This window comes from Rhodococcus sp. BUPNP1, from assembly GCF_002215235.1.
Taxonomy (GTDB): Bacteria; Actinomycetota; Actinomycetes; order Mycobacteriales; family Mycobacteriaceae; genus Rhodococcus.
Map to the genome: position 1 here is coordinate 176,782 of NZ_NERM01000008.1, position 16,961 is coordinate 193,742.

Below are 16,961 nucleotides of genomic sequence, written 5' to 3' on the forward strand. Positions count from 1 at the left end.
TCATGCGTTCCCGACTTCGTCGGCCCACGGCACCCGGCAGGCGTCCGTGCTGAATCCCTGATCGTGGATGCCCAGCGCCGAGTTCATGCGCGCACGCATGTTCTCGAGCGCGATCTGGTAGGTGAGTTCGACGACGCCCGCCGGCCCGAAACGACGCTCGAGGTCGGCGACCTGTTCGTCGGTGACCTCCTTCGCCACGTCGCCGGTCATCGCATCGGCGTAGGCGATCGCCGCTTTCTCGTCGTCGCTGTAGAGATCGGAGGTCTCGTACTCGGCGATGTGGGCGAGTCGTTCGGTGTCGAGTCCGTCCAGTCGCTGCAGCATCGTCCCGAAGTCGATGCACCACGAGCATCCGACGGTCCACGCCACGCGGTAGACCGCGATCTCCCGGACCGCGGCGGGCAGGACGGTGGAGGCGCGTTGGGCGAGCATCTCGTGGACTCCGCTCGTACGCATCAACCGCGGATGGTGCGCGGCCACCGCGAAGGGTTCGGGGACCGAACCGAATCTGCGGCGGGCGAGCGCATACATCGCACGGGTCATCGGACCGGTGCGGTCGGGAGCGACGGCTTCGAGTCGTGCCATGACGGTGTCCTTCCGGTGCGACCGACGGATACTCCGCCGGTTCGAGGTGGCCTACATCATGGAGACGAGGCAGGCCGCACGGATGTGACACCGCGGGCGCTACGCTGCAGGAATGGCTGATTCGACGACTTCGGGACGAGTTCGTACGGTCTCCCGGTTACGACCGTTCGCCTCGACGATCTTCGCCGAGATGACCGAACTCGCCGTCCGGCACGGTGCGATCAACCTCGGGCAAGGCTTTCCCGACGTCGACGGTCCGCCCGCCATGCTCGAGATCGCCCGCCGCGCCATCGCCGAGGGGGTCAACCAGTACCCGCCCGGGTCCGGCATGCCGGTCCTGCGCGAGGCCGTCGCCGCCGACCGCGCCGCGCGGTACGGCCTGCACCACGACCCCGAGTCCGAGGTGCTCGTCACCGTCGGCGCCACCGAGGCGATCAGCGCCGCGATCCTCGGGCTCGTCGAACCCGGCGAGGAGGTGCTCCTCACGGAGCCGTACTACGACTCGTACGCGGCGTCGGTGGCGCTCGCCGGCGCGACGCGCCGGACCGTGCCGCTGACCCGTTCCGGGAACGGTTTCGTGCTCGACGTCGACGCCCTGCGCGCCGCCGTCACCGAGCGGACACGGATGCTGGTCGTCAACAGCCCGCACAATCCCACCGGCACCGTCTACGACCGCGAAGCGCTGACCGCCCTGGCCGAGCTCGCCTGCGAACGCGACCTGCTGGTGTTGTCCGACGAGGTGTACGAGCATCTGGTCTTCGACGGTCGCACGCACATCCCGCTCGCATCGTTGCCCGGCATGGCCGAACGGACGATCACGGTCTCGAGTGCCGCCAAGACCTTCAACGTCACCGGATGGAAGATCGGGTGGGCGATGGGTCCGCGCGAGCTGATCGACGGGGTGCGCGCCGCGAAACAGTTCATGACGTTCGTCGGTGGAGCGCCGTTCCAACCGGCGGTCGCACATGCGCTGACGCACGAACAGGACTGGATCGCGTCGATGCGTGCCGACCTCGAACGCAAGCGAACCTTCCTGTCCCACGCACTCTCCGAGGCCGGCCTGAAGGTGTTCGACTCCGCCGGAACGTATTTCGTGTGTGCCGATCTGACACCCCTCGGCCGGACCGACGCGGTGGCCTTCTGCCGGGAGCTTCCGGGCCGCATCGGGGTGGCCGCGGTACCGGTGAGCGTCTTCGTGGACGACACCGCGTCGTGGAACCATCTGGTGCGCTTCGCATTCTGCAAGCGGGACGAGGTGCTCACCGAAGCGGTGGCACGTCTGAACGGATTGCAGGAGGCGCGCTAGATGTTACGACCGACCATCCCGTCGGACTTCGTGTCCCGAGCGGTACGGGTGGGAGCCGAGGAGGGCATCGATCTGCAACCGGCCCTCGAGGCAGCGCGCATCAGCCGCGCGGTCCTCACCCATCCCCATGCGCGGCTCACGCCCGCCCAGGTCAGTCGCTTCACCCAGGTGGTCTGGCAGATCACCGACGACGAACTCTTCGGCATCGCAGAAGCTCCCGTGCCCCGCGGCACCTTCCGGGTGATGTGCCTGACCCTCATCCATCGGCCCGATCTCGATCACGCTCTGCAACGGATGATCGAGGTGAACCATGTCATCCGGTCACTGCCGCAACTGAGCCTGACCCCGGGTGCGTCCACCACCTTCCTGGAGGTGGAACTGCCGGAGGTCGTGGACGACAAGACCCGCGTGGTGGTGGATTTCCTTCTCATGCTGCTGCACCGCTTCGCCGCGTGGCTGGTGGGCGGGCGCGTCCCCCTCGAATCGGTCTTCCTGCCGTACACCGAACCCGATCCCGTCCTGGCCCGCAGTTACGACGCGATCTTCGGTGTGCCGGTGACCTTCGGCGCGGGACGGGCCGCACTCGAGATCGACAATGCCGCGCTGAAGTCGCCGCTCGTACAGACCGAGGAATCGCTCGAGGAGTACCTGCGAGATTCCCCGAATCTCATTCTCTCCGAACGTGAGTACGAGTCGACGGTGTCGTCCCAGGTGCGGCGGATCTTCGAGTCCGGCATCGAAGGCCGGACGGCGACCGCCGAGGACATCGCCGGCAGGCTCGCGGTGAGCCCTCCCCATCTGCGCCGGCTGCTCCGTCAGGAGGGGACGTCGCTGGGACAGTTGCGCGAGGAGGTCCTCCGCGACCTCGCGATCGCGGGGCTGAGACGTGGTGAGGCGGTCGACGATCTGTCGTCCCGGCTCGGCTTCTCCGAGCCGAGCGCCTTCCGCCGGGCGTTCAAGAGATGGACCGGAAACACCCCTCGCGCATACCGAGAACACCGCTGACGCTCACGACTGCCGACCGTCGCGACCCCGCCGGGTACCCGCCCGGTTCCGGAACAAAACTCGATTCGACCAGGAGTTTTGAGCGAGGACCCGGTCATGCGGACATGCCGGGGTCCGGCTTGCATTCCGGCATTTTCAATGGGAACGTCGGAAGCGAACCGTCATCGACTTTCGAGAGGGTGATCTACGAGCTATGCGCACGATCGTTCGCGACGACTATCCGACCCGCGGTCGCACCGCCTGCGAGTCCGTCGAGAGGAAGGATCCCGTCGTCTGGGGTTCGGCCGACGGCGGGCCGCTCGACGCCGAGGCCGTGTCCGGATACGACCGCCGCGGTTTCCACACCGCCGAAGGACTTCTCGCCGCACACGATGTGGGAAACCTTCTGGAGGAGACCGCACGACTCGGCCGGGAGCTCGGTGACGACGACCGTGTGGTCCGCGAACAGGGCAGCGGCGATGTCCGCTCGGTCTTCGATGTGCACCGGCTCAGCGATCTCGTGGACTCCATCATCCGCAGGCCCGAGATCGTCGGTATCGCACGGCAACTGCTGGGATCCGATGTGTACGTCCACCAGTCGCGGCTCAACGTCAAGCCCGGCTTCCGCGGTGGCCCGTTCTACTGGCATTCGGACTTCGAGACGTGGCACGCCGAGGACGGTATGCCCAAGCCGCGTGCACTGAGCATCTCGATCGCTCTGACCGAGAACTACGGCTACAACGGCGGTTTGATGATCATGCCGGGTTCGCACAGGACGTACGTCTCGTGCGCGGGTGAGACGCCGGAGGACTACTACCGCGAGTCGCTGGTCACCCATGTTCCGCCGACGGGTTCGCCCGACGAGGACACTCTCACCCGGCTGGCGGCCGAGCACGGCATCGCGACGTTCACCGGTCCGGCGGGCTCGGCGACGGTCTTCGATTCGAACTGCATGCACGGTTCGAACGGGAACATCACGCCGTTCCCGCGTTCGAACCTGTTCGTGGTGTTCAACAGCGTCGAGAACACGCTCGTCGAACCGTTCGCCGCGTCGAAGCCGCGTCCGTCCTATCTGGGCAGCCGCGACTTCACGCCCCTGACGTGACATGAGGTGAGCACTTCCCACGGCTGTGGCCGGGACGCCCTGTGGCGTCCCGGCCGCCGTCGTCGGGGCGCCGCCGACAGGGCGCCGTGGTCGGGGCGCCGCGGGCACGGCGCCATCGTCACGGAGATGTCGTGCGTTCCTGCATGTCGATCGGCATGGCACGTCCGCGTGAGCCGAAGATCGCGCGCCGGAGGGTGAACCTGCCCAGCTCGCGATCGTAGGGCCGGTATGCCGCATATACGATCACGTGGAGACGCGACTGCAGACGGATGAGTTTGCGGATCTGCGGCGTGAGCCTGCCGTGCAGTTCGAAAGTGTCGATGCCCGACCGGATGTAGGCCTCGTACTCGCTCGGCGGTGTATAGGCCCGGCGCGGCGACACGTCGGCGAACAGTTCGGTGAGCTGGGCGATCTCGATGTCCGCTTCGCGGAGACACAGTGCGAGGTCGATGTCCTCGTGGATCTTCGGGTCGGTACTGACGGCGTCGCGGACCTGCTCCCACGCGGACCGACGCAGTGCCATGTTCGCGCCGTGCAGGTTGTCGATCCGCCTTTCCCCACCGAATGTTCCTTGCGCCACCCGCTTGTCGATGTACCACTGCTTGAGCCTGCGGTAGGGGGAATCGTAGGAGTTGCTGAGTCCGCTGATCGCTCCCACCTCCGCGGTGTCGTCGCGGGCGAAGAAGCTGCGGACGGTGTGCGCCCAGCCGGGACGAACCCGCGTGTCCGCATCGATCCGACCGATGAGATCGCCTGTGGCCGCATCGAACCCGGCATTTCGCGCGAATGCGACACCCGGGCGCGGCTCGACGATCCGTCGCACGAGGGGCTCGCCGGCGGCGATGGCTTCGATGATCTGCGCCGTTCGATCGGTCGAATTGTTGTCCACGACCAGGATTTCGTGGATTTCCGACTTCTGGGCGAGCAGCGCCGCGAGGCATTGCGCGATGTAACGCTCCTCGTTGTGGGCCGGCACGACGATCGACAACCTGTTCGTAGCCATGGAACCGACGCTACCGGACCGACGAGGGCCGGCGATTCGTCATCGCTGACGACTCCGCCGGCCCTTCGCGCCGCAGACGGTTCAGCCGCGGCGGGTGCGCACGGCCTGCGCGAGGCGGTCGAGCTGCGCAGCGGTGGTGTCCCAGTCGATGCACGCGTCGGTGATCGACGTGCCGTAGTCGAGCTTGTCGGCCTCGCCGAGGGTCAGGTCCTGACGTCCCGCCTCGATGAAGCTCTCGAGCATCAGTCCGACGATGCCCTTCTCGCCGGCCTCGATGCGCTCGGCGACATCGGTGACGACGTCGACCTGCTTGTTGTGGTCCTTGCGGCTGTTGCCGTGGCTCGCGTCGATGACGACGCGCTCGGGCAGACCGGCCTTGCGCAGGCGGGCCATCGTGTCGGCCACGGTCTCGGCGTCGTAGTTCGGTCCCGCGCTGCCACCGCGCAGGATGACGTGGCAGTCCGGGTTGCCGACGGTCTCGATGAGCGCGGCCTGACCGTCGAGGTCGGTGCCGGGGAAGACGTGGCTGGCCGCTGCGGCGCGGGTGCCGTCGACCGCGACCTGCACGTCACCTTCGGTGGAGTTCTTGATGCCGACGGGCATGGACAGCGCGCTGCACAGCTGGCGGTGGACCTGGCTCGCAGCGGTGCGGGCGCCGATGGCTCCGTAGGTGACCAGGTCGGCGTAGTACTGCGGCAGGATCGGATCGAGGAACTCGCAGCCGACGGGCAGGCCGAGACCGGAGACGTCGAGCAGCAGCTTGCGGCCGATGCGCAGGCCGGTGTTGATGTCGAAGGTGCCGTCGAGGTGCGGGTCGTTGAGCAGGCCCTTCCATCCGAGCGTGGTGCGCGGCTTCTCGAAGTACACGCGCATCACGACGTGCAGGTCGTCGCGCAGTTCCTCGGCCTTGGCGGCCAGACGGCGCGCGTAGTCCATCGCGGCGGCCGGGTCGTGCACGGAGCAGGGGCCGACCACGACGACGAGGCGGTCGTCGGCGCCGTCGAGGATGTCGACAGTGCCGGCGCGACCCGAACGGACGGTCGCTGCGACGACGGCGTCGGGTGCGTACTCGGCACGGATCTCGGAAGGGGCGACGAGGGGGCTGACCTTGACGGTGCGCTGTTCGTCGAGATTCGACGTGGAGATTCCGGTGGTCGCGGTTCCGGTGCTGGGGCTCATCGATGGTTCCTGTTCTCGGTGGTTCGGAGTCCGACCCGAGAGAACCTGAGATTCCGACGAGCCGGTCTGGATCCGGCTCGTAGGTGAAGAAGTCAGCGCGTGGTCACGCCGACCGACCCACCCCGGGCCGGCCTGCTAAACCAGAAATATGCACGCTGCATAGCTCCGGACTGTACCAGGACGGCCGATGCGCCTGTCAAACCACCCCCGTGGTGCGGAGACGGAGAGGTGCCTCGTCAGCGTGGACCCGTGGGCAGGACGACACGCCCGAAGGTCGTGCTGAGCACCCCGGCCGCGGAGGTGTACCAGGCGCCGACGGCAGCGGCGAGCCCGAAATAACCACCGACCCTCGTCAGACCGGTCTGTTCCAGCAGCGCTCCGAGAGTGAGGAAGACGAAGGCGGCGAGGAGCACCGAGAAGGTGACGAAGAGAGCCGCGCTGATCCGGGTACTGGCGAACCACATGTAGACGGTGAAGATGGTCCAGGCCAGCAGGAAGATGCCCACCCCGACGTGCCGCTCGGCACCCATCTCCTCGGCGGTGTAGGTGACCAGATACCAGAAACTCAACCAGAACGCCCCGTACGAGCTGAAGGCCGTCGCCCCGAAGACGTTGCCCTTCAGGAACTCCCACATTCCGGCGGCGAGCTGGGTGAGACCGCCGTAGAACAACGCCACCCCGAAGACGGCGGCTTCCGCCTCCGCCGATATGAACCCGGCGTTGGCGCAGGACAGGATGAACGTCGTGAGGGCGAAGGCTGCCAGACCCAGAGGTCCGGGGTCGGCGATGTGGGCGCCTCTGTGAACGGGGACCGCGATTTCGTTGGGGTCGTCTTCGGTGTACGACATCCGCCGGCTCCTTCGGAGGAGAAGAACCCGGCGCAGGCTCCCGGGCCTCCTTCGGATGGTTCGAACACTTCCAGTGTGCGCCTCGGGAACCGGTGTGCGTGCGGCGAACGGGAAGCCGATTTCCGTCGGCGATCGACCTCCCGAACTTCTAATGTTGCGAGCATGAGCACGCACGTCGTTCGCAGCCGCCATGTCGCTCGGGTGGTCCGGTGCACACCGCGCCGGGTCTACGAGTTCGCCGCGGATCCCGACAACCTGCCGAAGTGGGCGGCCGGTCTGGCGCGGAGCGAGGTACGGCGGGTCGGCGACACCCTCGTCGCGGAGTCCCCGATGGGCGAGGTCACCGTGCGGTTCGTCGGCGCCAACGACTACGGGGTGCTCGACCACGAGGTGACACTGCCGTCGGGGACGACGGTGTACAACCCGATGCGGGTACTCCCCCACCCGGACGGTGCCGAGGTCGTCTTCACCGTCCGGCAGATCGAACTGCCCGACGACGAGTTCGACCGCGACACGCGCATGGTGGAAGAGGACCTCGCGCGACTCGCGGCGCTCCTCGAGTCGTGACCCTTCGGAACAGGAGAACGTGAATGGCCCGCAAGATCGCCACCAACACCGCAGTCGGCCTGCAGGAACTGCTGGACTTCGTCCGGCCCCGGCACCGGATGATCCTCATGACGCAGCGCGACGACGGCACACCGCAGGCCTCCCCCGTCACCGGTGGCGTCGACGACAGCGGCCGCATCGTGATCGCGACCTATCCCCGGCGCGCCAAGACCCGCAACGCCCGCAGCCGGCCGGAGGTCGGTGTCGTCGTGCTGTCCGACGACTGGAACGACGCATGGGTGCAGGTCGACGGAACCGCGGAGGTGATCGATGCCCACGACGACGTCGAACCGTTCGTCGAGTACTTCCGCAACATCGCCGGTGAACATTCGGACTGGGACGAGTACCGGCAGGCCATGCGCGATCAGGGCAAGTCGCTGATCCGGATCACCCCGACCCGCTGGGGTCCGGTGGCCACGGGAGGCTTCCCACCCGAACTGGCGTAGACACCTCACCGCCCTGCGTCGACCACGTGCCCCGCGATCCGTCGCAGGGGCACGTGGCGTTCCTGGGACAGCTTCCGGAGCAGGACGAACGCGTCGTCGGCGCCCACCGCGAAGCGTTCCATGAGCATGCCCTTCGCCTGCCCGATGACGTCGCGGGACGCGAGTGCGTCGCGCAACTGTTCCTCCTGACGGGAGGCGACCAGCGCGATCGCCGCGTGGGTCGCCAGGCTCGTGCCCACATCGACGCTGTGCTCGTCGAACGCTTCCGCACGGGAACTGTGCACGTGCAGCGCTCCGTGGACCTCGCCGGTGTACAGGCACAGCACCAACGCCGATCCGACACCGGCGGCCGCGGATCCGGAAGAGACCGCAGGCCAACGACTCTCACATCGCATGTCGGTGACGAGAATCGTCCTGCGCTCCCGCATCGACTCCACGCAGGGGCCGTCGCCCGCTTCCCGCTGCAGTGCGTCGACCACGCTCGGCAGCGGCCCGGTCGCGGCGCGGGATTCGAAGCACAGACCGGACGTGCGCACCGCGATCCCGGCCTGCTCGGCGCCCGGGATCAACTCGACGGCCGACGAGGTGATCAGGCGCAGGGTGTCGTCGAGACACGCGGATTCGGCGCGCATCCTGCGCGCCACCTCGTCGATGGAACAGCGCCATCGTCCCTCGGGCCGTGCGCCGCTCGACCGCTCCCTGTTGCCGACCTCCCCCGATGCCACGCCACATACTTGCACCCGCCTCCCGGCGTGCCGAAAGACCCTAGGGCGGGGAGCCGATCGGACCGATCACGAACGGCCGGCGGTCTACCGCCACGGCACGCGTTCCGGGTCGCGCAGCATCCGCCGTGCCGTGGACATCCGGTGCACCTCGTCGGGGCCGTCGTAGATGCGGGCGTAGCGCGCCCGCCGGTACATCCCCTCGAGCGGAGTGTCGGCGGTGAGACCGAGCGCCCCGTGCACCTGGATCGCGCGGTCGACGACATGGTGCAGCATCTGCGCGCCGCGGAACTTGATGAGCCCGATCTGGACCCGGGCGTCCTCCCCTGCGTCCATCACCCGCGCGGCGTCCAGCGTCATCAGACGTGCGGCCTGGATGTCGGCGGCGGATTCGGCGATGTAGCGCTGGATCTCACCCTTCTCGGCGAGCAGCGATCCGTGGGCGAAGCGCGAGTTGGCGCGGGCACACATGAGTTCGAAGGCTCGTTGGGCCTGGCCGAGCCATCGCATGCAGTGGAAGATCCGTCCCGGCCCGAGCCGGTCCTGCGCGACGACGAAGCCGTTGCCGCGTTCGCCGAGCACATTCTCCTCGGGAACCCGCACACCGTCGTACCGCACCTCGTAGTGATCGCTCGGGTCGTGCCCCATCGTGGGGATCGCCCGCACGATCTCGAGTCCGGGGGTGTCGATGGGCACGATGATCGCGCTGATGCTGCGGTGCAGCGGCGTCGACTCGGGTTCGGTCCGGGCGAAGACAGTGCAGTAGCCGGCCTGCGCGGCGCCGGTGGTGAACCACTTGTGCCCGTCGATCACCCATTCGCCGTTCTCGAGCCGTGCGGTGGTCTGCACGAGCACGGGGTCGGATCCGGCCACTTCCGGCTCGGTCATGCCGACGGAGGGCAGGATGTCTCCGGAGACGAGCCCGGGGATCCAGCGCTCGCGTTGTTCGGCGGTGCCGTGCCGCTGGATCATCAGGGCGTCCTGCATGGACACCGATCCCACCGCGAGCTGACCGTACTCGGAGCGGCCGATGATCTCGTTGAGGTAGACGAAGTCGAGGAAGGGAACCCCGCCCCCGCCCATCTCCTCGGGATGCCCCAGGGCCCACAACCCGAGTTCCTTCGCCCTGTCCTTCAGACCGGCGAGCGCCTCGGCAGCTTTGTCGTCGTGGCGGCTCAGGACGGGCTCGAGAGGAATCACCTCGTCGTCGATGAACGAACGCATGCGGGTGCACAGTTCGGCCACCCGCCCTTCGGGCCGGTTCGCAGTCATGCCCGCCAATGTATCGGCGCACACGTGCACTCACATAGCGTTCCGTCCGGTACGGGTGTGGAAATCCGTCCGCCGGGGCATTCTGGGGCGAGTCCATCCTGCGACGCGACGAGCACGGAGGTGCCATGCCGGATCCGTCCGACCGAGTACCCGAATACGAACACACCGAAGACGGTCATCTCGTCGAGAGCCGGGCCGAGGACTTCGCCCATGCGCGCAGCCTGCCCGTGGACCCGGACTGGTTCAAGACCGCGGTGTTCTACGAGGTCCTCGCCCGCGCTTTCAACGACTCGAACAACGACGGCACCGGCGACCTGCGGGGGCTGACCGAGAAACTCGACTACATCGCGTGGCTCGGCGCCGACTGCATCTGGCTGCCGCCCTTCTACGATTCACCGCTGCGCGACGGCGGTTACGACATCCGCGACTTCCGTGCCGTGCTACCGGAATTCGGCACGGTCGAGGATTTCGTCATCTTCCTCGACGAGGCGCACAAGCGCGGTATCCGCGTCATCACCGACCTCGTCATGAACCACACGTCCGACACGCACGCGTGGTTCCAGGAATCGCGGAGCGACCCCGACGGGCCGTACGGCGACTTCTATGTGTGGTCGGACGTCGACGACCGGTACCAGGAAGCCCGCATCATCTTCGTCGACACCGAGACGTCGAACTGGACGTGGGATCCGGTGCGCAAGCAGTACTACTGGCACCGGTTCTTCTCCCACCAGCCCGACCTGAACTACGACAACCCCGAAGTGCAGGACGCGATGCTCGACGTCCTGCGCTTCTGGCTCGATCTCGGCATCGACGGGTTCCGCCTCGACGCGGTCCCCTATCTGTTCGAGCGCGAGGGGACCAACTGCGAGAACCTCCCCGAGACGCACGCCTTCCTCAAGAAGTGCCGTGCGGTGATGGATGCCGAATATCCCGGCCGGGTGATGCTGGCGGAGGCGAACCAGTGGCCCACCGACGTCGTCGAGTACTTCGGCGAACCCGAGATCGGCGACGAGTGCCACATGGCCTTCCACTTCCCGCTGATGCCGCGCATCTTCATGGCGGTGCGGCGGCAGAACCGCTTCCCGATCTCGGAGATCCTCGCCCAGACCCCACCGATCCCGAAGACCGCCCAGTGGGGCATCTTCCTCCGCAACCACGACGAGCTGACCCTCGAGATGGTGACGGACGAGGAACGCGACTACATGTACGCCGAGTACGTCACCGACCCGCGAATGCGCGCCAACATCGGCATCCGCCGTCGTCTGGCGCCGTTGCTGGAGAACGACCGCAACCAGCTCGAGCTCTTCACCGCCCTGTTGCTGAGCCTGCCGGGCTCTCCCGTCCTGTACTACGGCGACGAGATCGGCATGGGCGACAACATCTGGCTCGGCGACCGCGACGCGGTGCGGACCCCGATGCAGTGGACCCCCGACCGCAACGCGGGTTTCTCCCGCGCCGACCCGGGCCGGCTGTACCTGCCGGTGATCATGGATCCCACCTACGGGTACCAGGCGGTGAACGTCGAATCGCAGATGAACTCGACGAACTCGCTGCTGCACTGGACGCGGCGGATGATCCAGGTCCGCAAGCAGCATCCGGCCTTCGGCAAGGCCTCGTTCACCGAACTCGGCAGCGCGAATCCCGCGATCCTGTCCTACCTGCGCGAGATGGCGCCCGGCCCGGAACGCAACTACAGCGACGTCATCCTGTGCGTGAACAACCTGTCGCGCTATCCGCAGGCGGTCGTCCTCGATCTGTCGCGCTTCGCCGGGTGGATCCCGGTGGAGCTGACCGGGTCCGTCCCGTTCCCGACGATCACGGAGGAGGGTTACATGATCACCCTGCCCGGTCACGGATTCTTCTGGTTCGCCCTGCAACCCGATCCGTCGAAGGAGGGACCGGGCGAGCATCCGGTGAGCAGCGAAGCGGAAGCGGCGGTACAGCCATGACGAGCAACAACGAGCTCTACCCGGACGAGCGGCTCGTCGAGGACCTGCGCGAGTGGATGCCGCACCAGCGATGGTTCGCGGCCAAGGGCCACACCGTCACCGGGATCGGCGTCGTCCTGCGTCATCCGCTCGTGGAAGAGCCCGGTTTCGGCGCCGACCACGTGATCGTGAAGGTCTCGTTCGACTCGACGGCGGACCAGATCTATCAGGTGCCCCTCGGTTTCCGCCCCCATCTCCCCGAGGAACTGCAGTCGTGGAGCGTGGTCGGTCCCGACGACGCCCACGACCACGGCCTGCACGTCTACGACGGTCTCCGCGATCAGGAGATCCTCGACCGGTACTCGCGGAATCTGGCGAGCGGCACCCCCGCCGGTGCGGTGGAGCTCCACACCGTGCCGGGTGCGGTCATCGAACAGGGCCTGCGCGGGCGTGCGCTGAGCGCGGAGCAGTCCAACACCTCCGTGGTGCTCGGAGAGAAGTTGCTGCTCAAGATGTTCCGTCGGCTCACGCTCGGCATCAATCCGGACGTCGAGCTGCCCCTCGCACTCGGTGAGGACGGGTGCCGGTCGATCGCCCCGATCCGGGCCTGGATCGAAGCGGAGGTCGACGGGGTCCGCACCACGCTGGCGATGGTGCAGGACTTCGCGGCGAACTCGGCCGACGGCTGGTCGATGGCGCTCGGCAGTGTCCGGGATCTGCTCCTCGAAGGCGATCTGCGCGCCGACGAGGTGGGCACCGATTTCGCCGGGGACTCGCACCGCATCGGCGCGGCCGTGGCGGATGTGCACGCCCATCTCGGCTCGGCGCTCGGCACGGACGAACGCGACGCCTCCGAACTGGCCGAGGGCATGATCCACCGGCTCGAGGCTGCGGCGGCCGAGGTCCCCGAGCTCGTCGAACTCTCCGACGCGATCCGGGCCCGGTTCGGCGAGGTCGCCGCGCTGGGCAAGGTGCGGGTACACCGCATCCACGGCGACCTACATCTCGGACAGGTGTTGCGCACCCCCGAGCGCTGGCTGCTCATCGACTTCGAGGGCGAGCCCGCGAAGTCCCTCGAGGAGCGCCGCAAGCCGGACAGCCCGTTCCGGGACGTGGCGGGAATGCTGCGGTCGTTCGACTACGCCGCGCACCATTCGATCCGTGAATCCGAACAGGGCGCGGCCGTGGAGTCGCAGCGGGAGTTCCGGGCCCGGGAGTGGGCCGAGCGCAACTGCGCCGCCTTCTGCGACGGTTACGCGGCCGCCTCGGGAACGGATCCGCGGGACTCCGACGTCCTACTGCGCGGCTACGAGCTCGACAAGGCGGTCTACGAAGTGGTCTACGAGGCACGGCACCGCCCCTCGTGGCTGCACCTGCCGCTCGAGGCGATCCGTCGTCTCACCACCCGCTGAGCACCGCCCGAACACGGGAAGGGGAGAGATGCCGTGGCATCTCTCCCCTTCCTCGTCGTGCGGGTCAGCTCACCTGGAGCAGCAGCTCGTCGTCGACGACGTCCGCCGTGACCCGGTTGCCCTCGGCGAGCGCGTCGTCGAGCAGCATGTCGGCGATGCGATCGTCGACCACCCGGGAGATCGAGCGGCGCAACGGTCGGGCACCGAACTCCGGCTGGTGACCGTTGCGGGCGATCCACGCCACCGCGTCGGCGGTGACCTCGAGATCGATCCCCTTGCTCTGCAGCCGCTTCCGGCTGTCGTCGAGCAGCAGCTCGGTGATCCGGTGCAGCTGGTCGTCGTCGAGCTTGCGGAACATCACGATCTCGTCGATGCGGTTGAGGAACTCCGGCCGCATCGATTCGCGCAGCCGTCCCATGACCCGGTCGCGCAGCGGCTTCTCGGCTGCCTCGGCGTCACCGGTGGTGAAGCCGAGGGCGCCACTGCGGCTCGAGATGATGTCCGAACCGAGGTTGCTGGTCATGATGACGACGGTGTTGGTGAAGTCCACCGTGCGTCCCTCACCGTCGGTGAGGCGACCGTCGTCGAGGACCTGCAGCAGCGTGTTGAACACGTCCGGGTGCGCCTTCTCGATCTCGTCGAGCAGCACCACCGAGTAGGGGTGGCGACGCACCTGTTCGGTGAGCTGCCCGGCCTCGCCGTAGCCGACGTAACCGGGAGGGGCACCGACGAGACGGCTCACGGTGTGGCGTTCGCCGAACTCGCTCATGTCGATGCGCAGCATGGTGCGCTCGTCGCCGAAGAGGACCTCGGCGAGTGCCTTCGCGAGCTCGGTCTTGCCGACGCCGGTGGGGCCGAGGAACAGGAAGCTGCCCACCGGACGACGCGGGTCGCTCATGCCGGAGCGGCTGCGCCGCACGGCGCGTGCCACGGCGTGGACGGCTTCGTCCTGCCCGACGACGCGCTTGTGCAGCTCGTCCTCGAGAGTGCGCAGCCTCTCCTTCTCGGCACGGGTCATCTGCGAGGCGGGAACCCCGGTGGCTCGCGAGACGATCTCGGCGATCAGCTCCGGGTCGACGGTGGGAGTTCCCTCGCCGTCGCCCTCACCATCGCCACCGTCGATCCGCGCCTGGATGCGGAGGATCTCGTCGCGGATGCGCGAGGCCTCCTCGTACTGTTCGGCCTCGACGGCGCGGTCCTTCTCGGCTTCGAGTTCGTCCAGCCGCGAACGCAGTTCGGTCACGTCGGTGCGCGGCACCCGCAGGCGCAGTCGTGCACCGGCCTGGTCGACGAGGTCGATCGCCTTGTCCGGCAGGTGCCGGTCGGGCAGGTACCGCATCGACAGGTCGACGGCCGCTTCGAGTGCTTCGTCGGTGTACCGGACCTTGTGGAACTCGGCGTACCGATCGGCGAGACCCTTCAGGATCGCGACGGCGTCGTCGCGTGCGGGCTCGTCGACCGTGACGGGCTGGAAACGACGTTCGAGCGCCGGATCCTTCTCGATGTGCTTGCGGTACTCGTCGAGGGTGGTCGCGCCGACGACGTGCAGTTCACCGCGGGCGAGCTTCGGCTTGAGGATGTTCGCCGCGTCCATCGCGCCCTCGTTGCCGGCGCCCGCGCCGACGACGGTGTGGATCTCGTCGATGAAGACGATGAGCTTGCCCTGCTGGGCGGTGATCTCGTCGAGCGCCGTGGTGAGGCGTTCCTCGAAGTCACCCCGGTAGCGGGTCCCGGCGACCATCGCCGTCAGGTCGAGCTGGACGATCCGCTTGTCCTGCAGGATGTCCGGGACGTCGCCGTCGACGATGCGCTGGGCGAGTCCTTCGACGATGGCGGTCTTGCCGACGCCGGCCTCACCGACGAGCACCGGGTTGTTCTTGGTGCGTCGGGCGAGGATCTCGATCGTCTGCTCGATCTCGTCGGCACGGCCGATGACGGGGTCGATGCCGCCGCCGCGGGCCCGCTCGGTGAGGTCGACGCCGAACTTGTCGAGCGTCGGCGTCGGGGTCTCCTCCGCGACGGGAGCCGCGGGGGTGGGCTGCAGTGCGGTCTGCAACGCCTGCGGGGTCACACCCAGCGACGCCAGCAGACGTCCCGGAGCGCGGGTCTGGTCGGCCGCGAGTGTGAAGAACAGGTGCTCGGGGTCGATGTAGGTGGAGCCGAGCGCACGCGAGAGCTGGTGCGCTTCGAGGAGCGCGGTCTTCACGGCACCGGTCAGTGCGGGTGCGGAGACGGCCTCACCGGGGCGGCTCTGCGGCAGCCGCTGGTCGACGGCGGTAGCGACGTCGGCGGGGTCGGCTCCGGCGCGCATCATGACCGTGCGGGAGGGATCCTGCTCCGCCATCGCGCGGAGGAGGTGCAGCACGTCGAGTTCCGCGTCGCCACGGTCGGTGGCGTAGCGCGCTGCGTGGGCGAGGAGATCCTGGGTACCGCGGCTCATGAAACGTGTGATGTCGATTCGGCCGGGGCCACCAGGCCCGAAGAATGCCGGCATTCCGAAGCCTTTCTGTCGAACTTGAGCCATTCTCACTCAACTAACGTGCCCAGTGCGCCCTCAATTCCCACATGGAAGTGATCCGGAACACGTATCGAGTTGTGGCCATTAATGTTGTGCACAACAAAACTGCGCGCTACATTCATTCCCGTGCCGTCTCCACTCGAACTCGACCAGCAGGTGTGCTTCGCGCTCTACCGCGCCTCCCGCACCATCACGGCCGCCTACCGGCCGCATCTCGACCGGCTGGGCATCACCTACCCGCAGTACCTCGTGCTCCTGGCACTGTGGGAACGCGATGCGCGAGGCGTGCAGGATCTGTGCGACTCGCTCGATCTCGACACGGGCACACTGTCCCCCCTGCTCAAACGGCTCGAGGCCGCCGGATACGTCGAACGACGCCGGCAGCAGACCGACGAACGTCGTGTCGTCGTCCACCTCACCGAAGCGGGAGATGCACTCCGGACAGAGGCCGCGGACATCCCCGGCTGCGTGACGCGGGACAGCCGGTTCGACGTCGACGAACTGGTCGCGCTACGCGAGACGCTCCACCGCCTGACCGCCGCGTTGCAGGAAGCACCCGGCGCACTCTCGGAGAAAGGCAGGACATCGTGAACATCATCTACACCGCCGAAGCACTCGCCACCGGAGCAGGCCGCGACGGCCACGCCCGCACCAGCGACGGCAAGCTCGACGTCGACCTGTCCATCCCCACCGAGATGGGCGGCAGCGGCAAGGGCACCAACCCCGAACAGCTCTTCGCCGCCGGATACGCCGCGTGCTTCCACTCGGCGCTGCAGATGATCGCCCGGCAGGAGAAGGCGGACGTCAGCGACTCCGCGGTCGGCGCCCGCGTCGGCATCGGCCCGACCGACTGCGGCGGATTCGGTCTCGCCGTGACCCTCGAGGTCACCCTGCCGAACCTCCCCCGTGAGAAAGCGCTCGAGCTCACCGAGAAGGCCCACCAGGTGTGCCCGTACTCCAACGCGACCCGCGGCAACATCGACGTCACCCTCGAGGTGACGGAGGACTGAGTCACCCTCGAGGTGACGGAGGACTGAGTCACCCTCG

Annotated in this window: 16 protein-coding genes; 9 read left to right on the forward strand and 7 right to left on the reverse strand. The window is 67.7% G+C overall.

What is annotated here, in order from left to right; all coding sequences use genetic code 11:
• A complete protein-coding gene (locus B9C99_RS11010) occupies nucleotides 1–585 on the reverse strand; it encodes a carboxymuconolactone decarboxylase family protein (RefSeq protein ID WP_088897829.1) in 585 nt (194 codons plus the stop codon).
• Nucleotides 586–697: 112 nt separating this feature from the next.
• Between B9C99_RS11010 and B9C99_RS11015 the strand changes: the two genes are divergently transcribed.
• The 3 genes from B9C99_RS11015 (at nucleotide 698) to thpD (ending at nucleotide 3,980) form a co-directional block, all read left to right on the forward strand.
• On the forward strand, nucleotides 698–1,891 hold the full coding sequence (locus B9C99_RS11015) for a pyridoxal phosphate-dependent aminotransferase (RefSeq protein WP_088897830.1): 1,194 nt from the start codon (nucleotides 698–700) through the stop codon (nucleotides 1,889–1,891).
• Complete coding sequence (locus tag B9C99_RS11020; protein WP_026061800.1) at nucleotides 1,892–2,896, forward strand: AraC family transcriptional regulator; 1,005 nt, start codon at nucleotides 1,892–1,894, stop codon at nucleotides 2,894–2,896.
• A gap of 193 nt (nucleotides 2,897–3,089) precedes the next feature.
• Nucleotides 3,090–3,980 carry an ectoine hydroxylase gene (gene thpD, locus B9C99_RS11025; protein WP_016695669.1) on the forward strand — a complete coding sequence of 297 codons (891 nt, stop codon included), beginning with the start codon at nucleotides 3,090–3,092 and terminating at the stop codon, nucleotides 3,978–3,980.
• Nucleotides 3,981–4,098: 118 nt separating this feature from the next.
• On the opposite strand, the gene B9C99_RS11030 is transcribed toward thpD, so the two are convergent.
• The 3 genes from B9C99_RS11030 to B9C99_RS11040 all read right to left on the reverse strand — a co-directional run bounded on the left by B9C99_RS11030 (nucleotide 4,099) and on the right by B9C99_RS11040 (nucleotide 7,010).
• Nucleotides 4,099–4,983 carry a glycosyltransferase family 2 protein gene (locus tag B9C99_RS11030; RefSeq protein WP_088897831.1) on the reverse strand — a complete coding sequence of 295 codons (885 nt, stop codon included), beginning with the start codon at nucleotides 4,981–4,983 and terminating at the stop codon, nucleotides 4,099–4,101.
• Between the two features lie 81 nt (nucleotides 4,984–5,064).
• Nucleotides 5,065–6,162, reverse strand: coding sequence for a 3-deoxy-7-phosphoheptulonate synthase (locus B9C99_RS11035; protein ID WP_088897832.1), 1,098 nt, complete (start codon nucleotides 6,160–6,162; stop codon nucleotides 5,065–5,067).
• Between the two features lie 236 nt (nucleotides 6,163–6,398).
• A complete protein-coding gene (locus B9C99_RS11040) occupies nucleotides 6,399–7,010 on the reverse strand; it encodes an acetate uptake transporter family protein (RefSeq protein ID WP_016695673.1) in 612 nt (203 codons plus the stop codon).
• Nucleotides 7,011–7,172: 162 nt separating this feature from the next.
• On the opposite strand from B9C99_RS11040, the gene B9C99_RS11045 reads away from it, so the two are divergent.
• On the forward strand, nucleotides 7,173–7,577 hold the full coding sequence (locus tag B9C99_RS11045) for an SRPBCC family protein (protein WP_016695675.1): 405 nt from the start codon (nucleotides 7,173–7,175) through the stop codon (nucleotides 7,575–7,577).
• 23 nt (nucleotides 7,578–7,600) lie between these two features.
• Nucleotides 7,601–8,062 (forward strand): PPOX class F420-dependent oxidoreductase, encoded by a 462-nt coding sequence (locus B9C99_RS11050; RefSeq protein ID WP_016695676.1) that lies wholly within the window; start codon nucleotides 7,601–7,603, stop codon nucleotides 8,060–8,062.
• A 5-nt stretch (nucleotides 8,063–8,067) separates the two neighbouring features.
• Here B9C99_RS11050 and B9C99_RS11055 read toward each other — a convergent pair whose 3' ends face one another.
• Together B9C99_RS11055 and B9C99_RS11060 are read right to left on the reverse strand one after the other, a co-directional pair.
• Nucleotides 8,068–8,694, reverse strand: a complete 627-nt coding sequence (locus B9C99_RS11055; RefSeq protein WP_088897833.1) for a GAF and ANTAR domain-containing protein — start codon at nucleotides 8,692–8,694, stop codon at nucleotides 8,068–8,070.
• Between the two features lie 177 nt (nucleotides 8,695–8,871).
• Nucleotides 8,872–10,056 (reverse strand): acyl-CoA dehydrogenase family protein, encoded by a 1,185-nt coding sequence (locus tag B9C99_RS11060; protein ID WP_172414917.1) that lies wholly within the window; start codon nucleotides 10,054–10,056, stop codon nucleotides 8,872–8,874.
• Nucleotides 10,057–10,181: 125 nt separating this feature from the next.
• Between B9C99_RS11060 and treS the strand changes: the two genes are divergently transcribed.
• Nucleotides 10,182–12,005: a maltose alpha-D-glucosyltransferase gene (gene treS, locus B9C99_RS11065; protein ID WP_016695679.1), complete on the forward strand. Its 1,824-nt coding sequence runs from the start codon at nucleotides 10,182–10,184 to the stop codon at nucleotides 12,003–12,005.
• Nucleotides 12,002–13,396 carry a maltokinase gene (locus B9C99_RS11070; protein ID WP_016695680.1) on the forward strand — a complete coding sequence of 465 codons (1,395 nt, stop codon included), beginning with the start codon at nucleotides 12,002–12,004 and terminating at the stop codon, nucleotides 13,394–13,396. Before treS ends, B9C99_RS11070 begins: the two co-directional genes overlap by 4 nt.
• 64 nt (nucleotides 13,397–13,460) lie before the next feature.
• Here B9C99_RS11070 and B9C99_RS11075 read toward each other — a convergent pair whose 3' ends face one another.
• Nucleotides 13,461–15,890, reverse strand: coding sequence for an ATP-dependent Clp protease ATP-binding subunit (locus B9C99_RS11075; RefSeq protein ID WP_088897835.1), 2,430 nt, complete (start codon nucleotides 15,888–15,890; stop codon nucleotides 13,461–13,463).
• Between the two features lie 150 nt (nucleotides 15,891–16,040).
• Between B9C99_RS11075 and B9C99_RS11080 the strand changes: the two genes are divergently transcribed.
• Both B9C99_RS11080 and B9C99_RS11085 read left to right on the forward strand, forming a co-directional pair.
• Nucleotides 16,041–16,505, forward strand: coding sequence for a MarR family winged helix-turn-helix transcriptional regulator (locus tag B9C99_RS11080; RefSeq protein ID WP_088897836.1), 465 nt, complete (start codon nucleotides 16,041–16,043; stop codon nucleotides 16,503–16,505).
• A complete protein-coding gene (locus B9C99_RS11085; RefSeq protein WP_088897837.1) occupies nucleotides 16,502–16,924 on the forward strand; it encodes an organic hydroperoxide resistance protein in 423 nt (140 codons plus the stop codon). Before B9C99_RS11080 ends, B9C99_RS11085 begins: the two co-directional genes overlap by 4 nt.
• Nucleotides 16,925–16,961: the final 37 nt, after the last annotated feature.